Origin of the sequence: Aneurinibacillus sp. Ricciae_BoGa-3 (assembly GCF_028421645.1) — a bacterium.
Lineage (GTDB): Bacteria > Bacillota > Bacilli > Aneurinibacillales > Aneurinibacillaceae > Aneurinibacillus_B.
In genome coordinates, this window is the sequence record NZ_CP116887.1 from 1,656,738 (window position 1) to 1,671,828 (window position 15,091).

The 15,091-nt window shown below is 48.4% G+C and carries 11 protein-coding genes; 10 read left to right on the forward strand and 1 reads right to left on the reverse strand.

Annotated features, from left to right (window positions below):
• Positions 1-131 precede the first annotated feature (131 nt).
• The 10 genes from PP175_RS08550 to fur all read left to right on the forward strand — a co-directional run bounded on the left by PP175_RS08550 (position 132) and on the right by fur (position 12,422).
• Entirely contained in the window at positions 132-2,303 is a 2,172-nt protein-coding gene (locus PP175_RS08550; protein WP_272442339.1) for a methylmalonyl-CoA mutase family protein, read from the forward strand.
• A complete protein-coding gene (scpA, locus tag PP175_RS08555; RefSeq protein ID WP_272442340.1) occupies positions 2,300-4,486 on the forward strand; it encodes a methylmalonyl-CoA mutase in 2,187 nt (728 codons plus the stop codon). Before PP175_RS08550 ends, scpA begins: the two co-directional genes overlap by 4 nt.
• Before the next feature lie 2 nt (positions 4,487-4,488).
• Positions 4,489-5,622: a methylmalonyl Co-A mutase-associated GTPase MeaB gene (gene meaB, locus PP175_RS08560; RefSeq protein WP_272442341.1), complete on the forward strand. Its 1,134-nt coding sequence runs from the start codon at positions 4,489-4,491 to the stop codon at positions 5,620-5,622.
• 289 nt (positions 5,623-5,911) lie between these two features.
• Positions 5,912-6,265: an ArsR/SmtB family transcription factor gene (locus tag PP175_RS08565; protein WP_272442342.1), complete on the forward strand. Its 354-nt coding sequence runs from the start codon at positions 5,912-5,914 to the stop codon at positions 6,263-6,265.
• A 75-nt stretch (positions 6,266-6,340) separates the two neighbouring features.
• Positions 6,341-8,086, forward strand: a complete 1,746-nt coding sequence (locus tag PP175_RS08570; RefSeq protein ID WP_272442343.1) for a SulP family inorganic anion transporter — start codon at positions 6,341-6,343, stop codon at positions 8,084-8,086.
• An 87-nt stretch (positions 8,087-8,173) separates the two neighbouring features.
• A complete protein-coding gene (locus PP175_RS08575) occupies positions 8,174-9,325 on the forward strand; it encodes a DUF3866 family protein (protein ID WP_272442344.1) in 1,152 nt (383 codons plus the stop codon).
• 87 nt (positions 9,326-9,412) lie between these two features.
• Positions 9,413-9,946: an NUDIX hydrolase gene (locus tag PP175_RS08580; protein ID WP_272442345.1), complete on the forward strand. Its 534-nt coding sequence runs from the start codon at positions 9,413-9,415 to the stop codon at positions 9,944-9,946.
• Positions 9,947-9,955: 9 nt separating this feature from the next.
• Complete coding sequence (locus PP175_RS08585; protein WP_272442346.1) at positions 9,956-11,140, forward strand: endonuclease Q family protein; 1,185 nt, start codon at positions 9,956-9,958, stop codon at positions 11,138-11,140.
• A 68-nt stretch (positions 11,141-11,208) separates the two neighbouring features.
• Positions 11,209-11,844, forward strand: a complete 636-nt coding sequence (gene spoIIM, locus PP175_RS08590; RefSeq protein ID WP_272442347.1) for a stage II sporulation protein M — start codon at positions 11,209-11,211, stop codon at positions 11,842-11,844.
• 89 nt (positions 11,845-11,933) lie between these two features.
• Positions 11,934-12,422, forward strand: a complete 489-nt coding sequence (gene fur / locus PP175_RS08595) for a ferric iron uptake transcriptional regulator (protein WP_272442348.1) — start codon at positions 11,934-11,936, stop codon at positions 12,420-12,422.
• A gap of 574 nt (positions 12,423-12,996) precedes the next feature.
• On the opposite strand, the gene PP175_RS08605 is transcribed toward fur, so the two are convergent.
• Entirely contained in the window at positions 12,997-15,060 is a 2,064-nt protein-coding gene (locus PP175_RS08605; protein ID WP_272442349.1) for a peptidoglycan D,D-transpeptidase FtsI family protein, read from the reverse strand.
• Positions 15,061-15,091 lie beyond the last annotated feature (31 nt).

A 15,091-nucleotide genomic window follows, 5' to 3' on the forward strand; every position in this document is an offset into this window, starting at 1 on the left:
ATGTCGAATCTTATGTGTTGTATAGGGGTTGGGATTTAACTATTCCGCCCCTGTTTATCTATTCGATAGGTGAAAGGAGTGAGCGGATACTTTCTGCTCTCCGCGCTGCGGGGTAGAGAACCGCGAATACTATGGAAAATGTAGAGAAAAAAAGAGAACAGCTAACCGTCGAAGAAGAATACGAATTATTTAACGCTTTTCCCCATCCTACTTATCAAGAATGGCGAGAGTTAACTGAAAAGTCGCTCAAGGGTGCATCTTTTGAAGGAAAACTGGTAACGCATACGTATGAAGGCATCGATTTGCAGCCGATGTACCGCATGGAAGACATTCAAAACCTGCCTTATTTATCATCGCTTCCCGGATCATCACCTTACGTTCGTTCAGCGAACCTAACGGGGCATGTCGAGAAGCCATGGGAAGTAGCCCAGGAGCTGTCCGCTCCAACTCCGCAGCTGTTTAATGAAGCGGCGCAGCAGGACATAGCACGAGGCCAGACGGCATTAACGATTGTCCTGGATAAAGCCACCCGTTCAGGAAGGGATGCAGACGTTGCACCACAGGAGGACGTTGGGGCAGCAGGCCTCTCTCTTTCCAGCCTGTCTGATATGCGGGCGGCAATGCACGGCATCGACCTGCAGAACATACCCTTATATGTGCAGGGTGAAGGGGCTTTTACCTTTCTCTTGCTAACGGCTGCTTATCTAAAGGCAGAAACAAGGCCTTATCAAAACCTGCATGGCTGCGTGGGTGAAGACCCGCTCGGCACGCTGGTTGCTGAGGGACGGCTTCCCGGCTCTGCTGCAGATGCTTATGACCGGCTGGCGGGTATGACCGCGTGGGCGCTGGAAAATGCTCCTGATCTGCATACGATTGCGGTACAGGGTGCTCCTTACCACAATGGTGGCGCCAGTGCGGTGCAGGAAATCGCCTATGCACTTGCTTCCGGTGCTGAGTACATTCGGGAGCTGCAGGCCCGCGGTCTGGCGGTAGACGACATCGCGCCCCGTTTCCTGTTTTCTTTCTCAATCGGATCAAACTTGTTTATGGAAATCGCGAAACTCCGGGCTGCCCGTTCGCTCTGGGCCACCATTGTGCAGGCGTTTGGCGGGGCGGAAGAAGCCCAGAAAATGCGGATTCATGCCCGCACATCGGCGTGGACGAAGACGGTTCATGACCCGTATGTCAATATGCTCCGGGGTACGGCCGAGGCATTCGCCGGAATTGTGGGCGGGGCGGACAGCCTGCATGTGAGCCCGTTTGATGAAGCCATCCGGCCAAGCGATGAATTCTCTCGCCGGATTGCGCGAAATACACAGATTATCTTACAGCAGGAAGCCAACCTTTCGCGTGTCATTGACCCTGCCGGCGGTTCCTGGTATGTGGAAACGCTTACCGATTCCATCGCCCAGAACGCCTGGACGTTGTTTCAGAAGGTTGAAGAGCAGGGCTGCATGTATCAGGCCTTAGTGAAAGGCTTCCCGCAGTCTGAAATTGCTGAAGTAGCCGCTGCCCGCAGAAAAAATATTGCACGGCGTAAAGATAAATTTGTCGGAACGAATATGTATCCGAACCTGTCTGAGAAGCCTCTGGTACACAATGGGGATGCTCAGAGGTTCATGCAGAGCCAGCGCATCGAAAACGTCAGAAAAGAACGGCAAAACGCAAACCAAACGATGGTTAAAGAAGCACTAGCAAAGATAAACCGCAACGAAGGCCAGTCACCAAAATCAATGGTAGAAGTGGCCATCGCTGCCATCGAAGCCGGTGCAACTGCCGGAGAAGTTTCAGCGGCATTTTTAAAACAGGGGGAAGCGGTCCGGGTTATGGCTATTCCTGCATGGCGTGGAGCAGACATGTTTGAGCAGCTTCGGTCCAATGCCGCGCGTTATAGAGAAGAAACAGGCGCAGCACCGGCTGTATTTCTCGCAAATCTGGGTTCGATTCCCCAGCACAAGGCGCGGGCTGACTTTGCCTCAGGATTTTTTGAAGTGGGCGGATTTGAAATCATTAAAAACAATGGATTTGCAACAGCGAAAGAGGCCGCCGATGCTGCGATCTCTTCCGGGGCGCCCATTGTCATAATCTGTGGAATGGACGATATGTACCCCGAAGCCGTTCCCGCAATCGCATCGGGCATAAAACAAACCGTTCCGGATTGTACGGTTCTGCTCGCAGGGCTTCCGGCAGCTGAACAGGGTGAAGCTTATAGATTGGCAGGCGTCGATGATTTTATCCATGTTCGTGCGAATTGTTATGAGATGCTTGAAAATCTGCAGAAAGTGAAGGGGATTGCCAGATGAATAAATCACCGGATTTTACAACCATACCATACACCAAGCAAACTTCAGCCGCCGATTTGGCCAGCTGGCGCAGGCAGGTCGAGCAGGAAACAGGCAAATCACTGGATGAGATGATCTGGCACACCATGGAACAAATCGATGTAAAGCCGCTCTATACGAAAGAAGACATTGAAGGGATGGAACACCTAAACTATGTTGCGGGCATCCCGCCTTATTTTCCGGGGCCGTATCCGGCGATGTATGTCACGCAGCCGTGGACTGTACGCCAGTATGCCGGATTTTCCACTGCGGAGGAGAGCAATGCATTCTACCGGCGCAACCTGGCTGCAGGGCAGAAAGGGTTATCGATTGCGTTTGACCTGGCGACCCACAGGGGGTATGACTCCGACCATCCGCGTGTGGTTGGGGATGTGGGAAAAGCGGGCGTAGCTGTTGACTCCATTTTGGATATGAAAATCCTGTTTGATGGCATTCCGCTTGACAAGATGTCCGTATCGATGACGATGAATGGAGCCGTGCTACCTATTATGGCCTTTTATATTGTGGCAGCGGAAGAGCAGGGCGTGAAGCAAGAGCAACTTGCGGGAACCATTCAAAATGATATTTTGAAAGAATACATGGTGCGTAATACGTATATCTATCCGCCTGAAGCCTCGATGCGGATCATCGCCGATATCTTTTCGTACACGTCTAAGCATATGCCGAAGTTCAACAGCATTAGTATTTCCGGCTATCATATGCAGGAAGCGGGTGCAACAGCCGACATTGAGCTGGGCTATACACTGGCAGATGGGTTTGAGTACGTTCGGACAGGTTTGAAGGCGGGCATTAATATTGACGCATTTGCACCAAGGCTGTCATTCTTCTGGGCAATTGGCATGAATTATTTTATGGAAGTGGCGAAAATGAGGGCCGCGCGCCTGATCTGGGCTAAATTGATCAAACAGTTTAATCCGCAAAATCCGAAATCCATGGCCTTGCGCACACACTGCCAGACTTCCGGATGGAGCCTCACAGAACAGGATCCCTTCAACAACGTCGCGCGTACCTGCATCGAGGCCATGGCGGCTGCGCTGGGCCACACGCAATCCCTCCATACGAATGCGCTGGATGAAGCGATTGCGTTGCCTACTGACTTCTCAGCGCGCATTGCCCGGAATACGCAGCTGTTCCTCCAGGATGAGACCGGCCTTACAAACGTGCTGGATCCATGGGGAGGATCCTATTATGTGGAAGCATTGACAGCCGAGCTGGTGCGCAAAGCATGGGGGCATATCCAGGAGATCGATTCTCTGGGAGGTATGGCCAAAGCGATTGAAACCGGTCTGCCAAAAATGCGGATTGAAGAAGCTGCCGCCCGCCGCCAGGCGCACATTGATTCCGGCAAAGAAACCATTATTGGGGTGAATAAATACCGCCTTTCGAAAGAAGATCCGCTTGAGATTCTTGAGGTTGACAACACGGCTGTACGTGAAGCGCAGATTCGCCGTTTGGCAGAGCTTCGCGCCAACCGGGATGAGGCGAAAGTTCAGGCGGCTTTAAACGCGATAACCCGGGCTGCGGAAAGCGGTGAGGGGAACCTGCTTGAACTTGCAATTGTAGCCGCCCGTGCCCGTGCCAGCCTGGGAGAAATATCAGACGCGTATGAAAAAGTTGCAGGGCGGCACAAAGCGGTGATCCGTTCCATCGCCGGTGTGTACAGCGCGGAGTTCGGCGAAGATGAGGAAGTCGCGAATGTGCGCCGCATGGCCGATGAGTTTGAAGCAAGGGAGGGCCGCCGCCCGCGTATTATGGTTGCGAAAATGGGCCAGGATGGGCACGATCGTGGTGCGAAGGTTATCGCTACTGCGTTTGCGGATCTAGGCTTTGATGTCGATATGGGCCCGCTGTTCCAGACGCCTGAAGAGACTGCAAGACAGGCCGTGGAAAATGATGTGCATGTTGTTGGGATGAGTTCGCTGGCAGCCGGCCATAAAACGCTGCTGCCGCAGCTTGTGCAAGAACTGAAAAAACTGGGCCGTGAAGATATTCTGGTTGTGGCCGGGGGTGTTATTCCGGCGCAGGACTACGAATACCTGAAGGACAACGGGGCATCGGCCATTTTTGGGCCGGGTACTGTTATTCCGGTGGCAGCCCAGCACATCATTGAAGAAATTAACAGACGTTTAGAGGAAGCGATTTAATAATGGATGAGAAGAAAAGCCTACGACCGGAATGGGCACCTGAGGGAGCGGGAAATGCTTTCGCCAGCCGAGTAATGGGCGGGGTGGAAGGGGGCCATGATGGGATGGAAAAGCGGGAGCCTAAATCCTCTCCCTCCTCCCGCCCTGTTCCCCGGCGCAGGCGCCTCACCGTTGATGATTATGTGGAGGGGGTGCTCGGCGGCAATCGCACGATTCTTGCGCAGGCGATTACGCTTGTGGAAAGCAATTCAACCGCCCACATGGAAATAGCGCAGGAAGTCTTAAAAAAGTTGCTGCCCCACACCGGAAAATCCATCCGGGTTGGGATTACCGGTGTTCCTGGAGCCGGAAAAAGTACGCTGATTGAAGCCCTCGGTACGATGCTCTGCGAGAAGGGCCACCGGGTAGCAGTGCTGGCTGTCGACCCGAGCAGCAGTGTTACGCGCGGTAGCATTTTGGGTGATAAAACCAGGATGGAGACGCTCTCCCGAGAAAAGAATGCATTTATTCGGCCTTCTCCGTCCGGGGGTACGCTTGGCGGTGTCACCCGGAAAAGCCGTGAGACAATGCTTGTATGTGAAGCCGCGGGTTTTGACATTATACTTGTAGAAACAGTGGGGGTCGGACAGAGTGAGATTACCGTCCGTTCTATGGTGGACTTCTTCCTCCTCGTCTTGATTACAGGAGCTGGCGATGACCTTCAGGGCATCAAAAAAGGAATTATGGAACTGGCTGACGCAATTCTCATCAACAAGGCTGACGGCGATAACAAAATGAAAGCGAATGCGGCGCGTGCCGAGTATAACAACCTGCTTCACTATCTGCAGCCGGCTACCGAGGGGTGGACGACAAAAGCGTATACCGCTTCTGCTGTGATGGGGGATGGTATCGAAGAGATATGGCGTGTCATTGAAGAGTTCCATAAGGTAACCACAGAATCCGGGGTAATGGCCCACCGCCGCCAATCTCAGACACTAGATTGGGTTTACGCCATGGTAGAGGAGCATCTGCGAACCCGCTTTTTTAACGACCCGAACGTTGGCAAGCTGCGTCCGCTCGTTGAGCAGAACATTATCAACGGTACCATGTCTGCCACTCAGGCAGTGCATGAGCTTTTAAGAGCGTTTAAAGAATAATAGAAGCCAGCAGGCCAACAAAAAGCGATCATCCCCCAGCGAAAGCTATTCTTTCTATGATTTAGAAAGAATAGCTTTTTTTCATATATGTTCAAGATAGCGTATGTGGGTAGCCAGCCACCTCAAATCCAGGAATTTTGTCAACTGCTCAACAAATAGCTCTGCTTCAGAGCAAATTTCTCTTGAATATTTTACAGTGCCACGTATTATATAAATATATATATTCAAATATTTGAATATATATATTTAGAGATCATTAAGTTAAATCAGTAAAAATGGAGGAGATCGAATGGGAAATGACATGCGGCAATTTAAAGCTGACTTTTTTAAAGCCTTATCACACCCTTTGCGAATACGTATCCTTGAATTACTAGCGGAAGGGGAGAAGAGCGTAAATGAAATTCAAAGCAGCCTTCATAGCGAAGGTTCTGCTGTTTCTCAACAATTAAGCATACTGCGCGCTAAGAATATCGTTGTTGGTACCAAAGATGGAAAAAGGGTGGTGTATGCTCTTCGCGATCCGATGATTATCAACTTGCTGGCTGTTGCACGAGAAATTTTTAATAATCACTTAATCGATACCATTTCCATGTTGGAAGAACTGGACGATGAAGAAACGAACTTAAAACACAGCGTGAAATGATGTAGAAATTATACTTAATTTTCCTTTATATCCATATTAAATCATACAATTCAAAAAGAAAAGAAGGGTTCTGCCGTGAGAGGTATATTTAGTGGGAAACTGCATGGATATTCCCTTGGGAATTTTCAAAAAGATGTTTTTTCAGGTGTTATTGTCGGTGTAATCGCTATACCGCTTGCAATGGCTTTTGCAATTGCTTCTGGCGTTAAGCCAGAGTATGGAATTTATACAACATGTATTGCCGGTATCCTAATCTCTTTATTTGGTGGATCGAAGTATCAAATTGGAGGCCCGACGGGAGCTTTCGTTCCGATCCTTTTGGGTATTGTTATTTCCTATGGCTATGAGGACTTGCTGCTGGCTGGTTTTCTAGCTGGAATCCTACTCTGTCTTATGGGCATTTTCAGACTTGGCTCCCTTATTAAATATATTCCGAGCCCTGTAACCATCGGATTTACGTCAGGGATTGCCGTCATTATTTTTACAGGACAAATCGCTAATTTTCTAGGTCTTACCCATATAAAAAATCATCAGCAATTTATTGCGAACATTCAGGAAGTTATTGTACATATTAATACCATTAATTTATATAGTGTCATTACTTCGGCGGTGTGTTTTCTTGTTATTTTGATCATTCCCAAATTGTTTCCAAGAGTACCAGGTTCATTAGTCGGATTGATCGCTTCAAGTGTACTTGCATCCATGCTATTTCCAGGGCATATTACGACCATTGGGACAGCTTTTGGCACGATTCCAAGTTCGCTTCCTCATTTTCAAATGCCAGAGATGTCCTGGGAACATATTAAAAAGTTGCTGGCTCCCGCCTTTGTTATCGCAATATTAGGGGGGATCGAATCGCTTTTGTCGGCTGTAGTGGCGGATGGATTGACCCACAGTAAACATAATAGCAATCGAGAACTCATCGGACAGGGAATTGCCAATATTATAACACCCCTATTTGGGGGGATTCCGGCAACCGGGGCGATTGCACGGACAGCAACAAACATTAAGAGTGGAGCCGCTTCCCCTGTGTCCGGAATTATTCATGGTCTATTTGTTTTATTGATTTTGATGCTTTTTGCTCCTTACGCTTCTGCTATTCCATTGGCCAGCATGGCTCCAATTTTAATGATGGTAGCGTGGAATATGAGTGAACGAAAATATTTTGTTCGTATACTTAAAATGAAATCAGGCGATTCCCTTGTATTGCTTGTGACGTTACTTTTTACAGTTTTTGCTAGTTTAACTACAGCTGTTGAAGCAGGACTTATTCTAGCTGTAATTTTGTTCGCTAAACGTATGAGTGAAAGGCTTGTAATTGCCAAGGTACTCCCTGATCATACTCAAAAATATGGGAAGGTGCTGCCTCATGTAGTGAGTGATACACATGACTGTCCTCAAATTAGCATTTACACGATAGAAGGACCCCTTTTCTTCGGAGTTGCTCAAGTCTTTGAACAAAATATCATGGAATCCATTCAGTACAAACCGAAAGTTTTAATTTTACGCCTGGGAAAAGTTCCATTTATGGATTCAACAGGAGAAACATGTTTAAGGAACGTTGTTCACCGTTTTAAGAATTCTGGTGGTGTACTTTTAGTATCGGGTGTCGCCTCCGACTTGAAACAAGCCTTACAAAAAACGAATTTATACGATGAAATTGGTGAGAGGCATTTCTTCAATCATACAGGGGAAGCAATTAATTATGCGTTGACTAAAGTCCAAACAAATGAATGCGTAGGTTGTAAACATTTGGCTTTCCATGAATGTAAAGACCTTTCCTATTCATCAGAAAGGGATAAAAGACTTGTTTTTGATTAGGACATCATTTTTTCATCTCCTTTAAACCGAATGAATCGGCATGAAAAGATCCCCCCCTACGTACATCAATACAGAGGGGGAATTTTTATGCTGACAGCATCACTGGGCTATGTGAACCACATCATACATAATGAAGCTCATATTCAAATCACCGAAGTTATAGTAAACGGACAAACAGCAAAAGCTATCAACTATCCAGTTGTATGCGGACGGGTATCCAAAGGAGATACGGTCCTGGTGAATACGACAGCTGTTGATCTTTCACTCGGAACCGGCGGCTACCATTATGTGATGGGGCGGATAGGTGAAAAAGACAGGGCAGCATGCGATCGTATAGCTGGTTCTCATTCATGCAGCGCATATGAAGAAGCTTCGAGTAAAAATCCTCCTCCAGCTTCTGTTATGAAGCTTCGCTACACACCTGCTCAGTTTGCCTGTGAGGTGGAAGAAGAACAAGACGGGCCTCTAAGGAATGCATTGCATAATTTGAAAGGGAATGAATTGGAGGGAGTACCGGTTTTAGTTGGAGAACTGCACAGCATGCTTCCGGCAGCGTGTCTGTCTATTCGCTCTATAACAGAGAAGCCAGTGCGCATCTGCTATATTATGAGCGATGGCGCATCTCTTCCGATCGCGCTGAGCCGCCATGTCCGCCACCTGGAACGGCTCGGCCTTATAACCGGAACCATCACCTACGGGCATGCTTTTGGCGGCGGCACCGAGTGTGTCACTTTTTATTCCGCGCTTGTTGCCGCGGTTTGCATTTGGCAGGCAGATATCATTATCGTCGCTCCAGGACCAGGAGTAGTGGGTACGGGTACTGCACTGGGGTTTAGCGGGATGGAGCAGGTGAGCATTCTGCAGGCGGTCCATCATTTAAAAGGAAGACCTATTCTAATTCCGAGAGTCAGCCTGCATGAACCAAGAGACAGGCATTATGGAATCAGCCACCATACGAGCACTGTTCTTCGTTTCTTAAGCGACATACCGCTTCATACAGTGTTGGAGAAGAACCCTGTTCTCATGAATCAGTGGGCAGAACGAGCCCCTTCTCACCGGCATATGCTGACTATTTATCCTGAACTTGATGAAAATATATGGACAAGAGCGGCTTCCTCATACCCGGAAGCGATAACCACAATGGGGCGCAATTATAAAAAGGATCCGTTGTTCTTTAGGCATGTATATTATGCTTCAGCACTTGCCTGTGACCTGCTTGGTATCACCGGTAACCTTTGAGCAGGTATAGGAGACATGGATTGAAATGGGGATCTATGTTTCAATAGAAGAGATAAGAAATTTAGGATGGGAAGGAAGGATGCCTAGATGCATGAGAAAACAATCGCAAGCGAATCCATTTACGACGGGAAGATTATTAAGGTCAAGGTAGATACCGTAGAGCTGCCGAACGGCCGGACAGCCACCCGCGAAATTGTAAACCACATGGGGGCGGTGGCAGTGATGGCTGTTACCGAGGACAACCGGATGGTCGTGGTCCGGCAGTTTCGAAAACCTCTCGAACGCGATCTTGTGGAGATTCCTGCCGGCAAGCTCGAACCTGGCGAAACCCCTGCAGCCTGTGCGGTGCGGGAGCTTGCGGAAGAAACGGGATATACAGCTGAGAATATGAAACATATCGCGTCCTTCTACACATCACCTGGATTTGCTGATGAAATCATCCACCTCTACAGAGCGGAGGGTTTAAAGACGGGAAAAGCCCAACCTGACGAGGACGAATTTGTTGAGCTCCTGCATATTTCGCTGGAGGAGGCAAAACAGATGATCGAGTCCGGTGAGATACGGGATGCCAAAACAATCATGGCTGTTTATGCCTGGCAGCTGGATGGATCCGTCCGCTAGATGCATTTCATGAAAGAGTGCTTCGCCGATCTGCATATTCATATTGGACGGACCATGTACAATCGCGCGGTAAAAATTACGGCATCCAGGAATCTTACTTTTACCGCTATCATGGAAGAAGCGCTTAGCCGCAAAGGCATGCATATAGTTGGAATTATTGACTGTCATTCGCCCGAAGTACAGGAAGAAATCGACCTGCGGATAAAGCAGGGTATCCTGTCCGAACTCGAGGACGGCGGATACCGCTATTCAACCGAGCAGGGGGATATCACCATTATTGCCGGGGTTGAAGTAGAATTGCACGTTGGGCATGGCCTGGCCCATTTTCTCGTGTACTTGCCTGACCGGGTGTCATTTGCTTCATTTCGTGAATGGTATGCTTCAAAAGTTACGAATGTCCACCTCAGCACCCAGCGAATGTACGTTGAGCTGACGGACCTGGTAGAGAAAACATTAAGTCTTGGCGGAATCGTGATTCCAGCCCATGCTTTCACACCGTATAAAGGAGTCTATGGGGCCTGCGTGGACTCGCTGGCACAAGTGGTAGATGTGGCGAAATTAGCGGCGCTGGAGCTGGGCCTGAGCTCAGATTCAACGCTGGCCGACGGGATTGATGAACTGTGGCAAACAACCTATGTATCTAATTCTGATGCGCACTCGATTGCTAAGATAGGTAGAGAATATCAGGATCTTCGTGTTGCCCATCCGAGCTTTTTCGAGCTAAAATTGGCTCTGGCTCGGCAGGAGGGGAGGGGCGTGCAAGCCAATTACGGGCTTCATCCGCAGCTTGGAAAATACTATCGCTCCCGCTGCGCCAGCTGTGACGAGATCATTGAACAACCGGACGTGCCTCGCTGCCCTTATTGCGGAAAAGAAGGCAAAAAAGTCATTACCCACGGGGTTTATGATCGCTTTAAAGAAATTTCTACCCACCCGGTGGGGGAACACCCGGAATTTAGGCCGCCGTATAAGTATCAGGTACCGCTCGAATTTGTGCCCGGGCTGGGCCCCGGACGGATGAATAAGCTTCTGCAGCGTTTCGGGACCGAGATGAATATCCTGCATCACGTACCAGCAGAAGAGCTCGCAGAGGCTGTCGAAGCGGAACTGGCGGGCAATATTGAACGCAGCCGTACCGGGAATGTAGCCTTTGTCGAAGGGGGCGGGGGGATATACGGCAAGGTCTCACTTTAATTTTCACTGGTCTAAAATTGTTCCTTCTTTCATATGATGTTTGCAAGAGAAGGACAGGAGGGTTACCGGTGAGACGTAAATGGGGACAAACTCTACACAAAAACATTCGCGAAAATGCATCACTTTACTTGTTCACAGTTATTTTATTTGTAATGGGAGTTGGATTTGGCGCCGTTATCGTTAATTCCATTGCCCTTACGCAGAAGCAGGAGTTGTTTATCTATATCAGCCAGTTTTTTCATGAAGTGTCCCGTGATAATATTTCAGATGCCTCCCAGGCGTTTATGAGTTCGCTGGGCCACTATTTGAAATATGTGGGATTTATGTGGCTCCTCGGCTTATCCATCATTGGTCTTCCGCTTATTCTGGTGATGGTTTTTCTAAAGGGCGTAGTGGTGGGTTTCACCATCGGGTTTCTGGTAAGCCAGTTGCAGTGGACAGGCATGTACTTTGCTCTTGTATCGGTGCTGCCACAGAATCTGCTTGTGGTTCCATCCGTCATTCTGGTCGCGACAGCAGGTGTTTCTTTTTCCCTTAAACTTATTCAATCAAGATTTAAGCATGGAAGGCCAATCTACCAGCAGTTTTTGACATACAGTCTCCTTATGCTGATAATGATGGTGGTCATGACCGCGGCTGCCGGATTTGAGGCTTTTGTATCGCCAACCTTTATGAAGCATGCCGTGTCACTCATTAAATTATAATAATTCTAATGTAATAGTTATTATATTTGACTGCCATTTCCGGCTAATCTATAATAGAGTATGGATGAAAACGCTCGGGAGGGTTCAACATGCAAGAAAGAATTGAACGTATTAAAGAACAGCTGCATAACAACAGTTATAAGCTCACCCCGCAGCGTGAAGCAACGCTACGAGTTCTGCTGGAGAACGAACAAGACCATCTTTCCGCAGAAGATGTATGGCTGCTCGTTAAAAAAAACTCGCCTGACATTGGGCTTGCGACAGTCTATAGAACACTTGAATTAATGAGTGAATTATCCATTATCCATAAAATTAATTTTGGCGATGGCGTATCCCGGTATGAATTTCGGAATGAGGGTGCGGAACACCATCATCACCATTTAATATGTGTTCACTGCGGTGCGGTTGATGAAATACATGAGGACCTTCTTGGCGAAGTCGAAAAAGCGGTAAACGATAAATTTAATTTTCATATTCTTGACCACCGGCTCACCTTCCATGGGATATGCCAGAAGTGTCAGGAAACAGCTAAAAGAGAGGGTTCTCCGCCAGAAATTAAATTAAATCATTATGGTTGAGTAAACAAGGCAGCCGATTCCATTCGAATCGCTGCCTTGTTTGTGCCGCAGTGGCCGCTGCTTAACGTTTTAATTTTATGATCAGGTGCGGGCGCAAACCCGTTCGTGTGATACACAATTACCTAAAAGACGAGAAATCCGGCAACAATGCGCTGCTCATGGAATGGAGAAACCCTCAATTTAATATCTAACAAAAAAAGACTGCCGGCTTATATTACGGCAGTCTTTTTGTCGTTTATTTACTTCACAGAGTGAAGTGCCTTGCGCGGTTTCTAAACGGGACCTCCGGTCCCGAAATACCCAAGAAAAACATCGTGAGGCGCATGTCCGCACCTTTCTTTCCCCCTGTGGAGCGTGTGGAACAGAGGGCGAAAAGACCGGCAACTGTCTCCTTCATTGAGATACCCAGATGTTGCACCTAATCGGTATAAAGGAATCTAAGGCCATCGCCTGCGCTTACGCTTGCCGTTAGCCAAGATTCCCTAATGCCGGTCCGTCCGTCGTTTCACAAAGCGGCCGTAAAAACTTCTATGAGGGGAAAGGAGAGAGCGGCATGGCCCGCGATGTTTTTCTTTTATTTTGCTGCCGGAGGCCCTGGCTCCGGTATAGGTTTATAGGGTTTGTCCGTTGTTAAACCTACATATTTATCATACGTTTCGTAAATGTTCCGCGCAATCACACCGGCAGAACCTGCACCATATCCCCCCTCAGGGACGATCACAACAACAGCCAGCTTCGGGTTATCGATAGGTGCGTAGGAGATAAATACGCCATTCGCAACCTGGGCGTATTGGTACCAATTCTTCGTGTCGGGATTTTGCACATAAATATCCTGGTCAGATGTACCTGTCTTAGCCGCAACTTTATAGGGGAATCCGGCAAACGTGCCGCTTGCTGTACCGTCCGGCCCTGTTACAAGCCCCATGCCTTCGTGGATGGTCTGCCAGTATATATCCGGCTCCTTCAGCGTGCTCAGAGCAGTTGGCTGATAACTCTTCACGACTTTGCCGTGGGTATCGACGATGCGGTCGACCAGCTGGGGTTTCAGCCGCTTTCCGTTGTTGGCAATAGTCGTTACATACTGGGCTAATTGAATCGCCGTGTAGCGTTCCTGCTGGCCAAATGCTGACTGAACCATCGCGGCCAGCGGGCCATACGTATCATTCATATTAATGAAGTCTTCATTTCCCGTAATTTCGCCTGGCAGGTCCACCCCGGTTTTTACCCCCAGGCCAAAAGCGTGGAAATAGCTCTGCAGAACATTCACTGAATTTTTTCTGTGTTTTTTATATATTTCATCACCAACCATCGCCATGAAAGTGTTGGACGACTTCTCAAGGGCAAGCTGCGGTGTTAGAAAGCCATAGTTATGGTTTTCATCATTATGTACCACATCGTTTCCGCTGCCATATTTGTACGCTCCAGGGTCGCTCCAGCCTGTGTAAGGCGTTATCACCTGTTCACCGAGCCCCATCATTACCGTTGCCGGTTTGACAGAAGATCCGGCAGGCACGATGGAAGAGGGATGCTTGCCCGTCTCCAGCTCAGCGGCTTTCCCGGAAAGAGGGGAAGCGTCCCAAGGTGCGCTGCTTATCGTTCCGTTGTTCACGTACGGGCTGATTGCCGCATAGTCTTTTGCATTCAGCGTAGGGTTGACCCAGATGTTCGGGTCGTATTCGGGATAGCTAATCATGGATACAACTTTTCCCGTCTTGACTTCCATGGCCACTGCATACGCGGTTCGGGCGTAAGCTGCCTGTTTCCAATTCGATGCGCGAAGACGCGGTAGGAAATCATGGATAAAATTGCGGGCTTCAAGCTGGATTCTGTCATCGATGGTTAAATAAACGTTATCACCCTGCTGCGGTGGAATTTCGTCCAGCTGTTTCAAGACGGAGCCGTCTGCCGCAACCTGATACGTCCGGTGCCCGTTTTCGCCACGCAAATATTGTTCATAGGCGTATTCAATCCCGCCGTATCCTACTACTTGATCCGGAAGATATGTATCTTTTTTATCGATGTAGTAGTTCATCTGCTGGCCGACCGCTACGTTGTAGGGGCGGACATAGCCCACTGCCTGCGGTGCGATTTCTTTCTTGCTGTATTCCCTGATCGGCTTAATCACTACATCAATGCCCTGAAGCTGGGTTCGGTGTTCAGCCAGATAAGCAATTTCCTGATCGGACAAATCATGTTTGAGATCCTTTTCCAGAAATTTAGCGGTTTGCCGGCCGACCCAGATTAACTGGTTGTTTTTAAGCTGCCACCCGGTATCCATTTCTTTCAGGAGAGTAGCTTTGTCAATATTAAGTATTTTTTCAAGCTGCGTGGCTAAAAAAAGATACTGCTCCTTCTTCATGTTGTCCTGCTCTGCGAAAACGGCTGTTGAGGAGCCGCGGCTGTGAACGATCAGTTCGCCGTTACGATCGTAAATGTTCCCGCGCAGCGCGGCGATCGGAATTTTTTTATCCGATTTTTTAGAGGCATTGTTGTAGTATTCTTCGCCTTTTACGATTTGAACATAGGAGAGCCGAAAAATTATCAGGGCAAAAACGAAAAAAACAATAAATAATAGGATGTTCAGCCGTCGGGCTACTTTACTTGAGCGTTCCGCTTCTTTATCTTCGTGGTTATACATTTTTTTTCCCCGCTAACATATTGTTTACAAA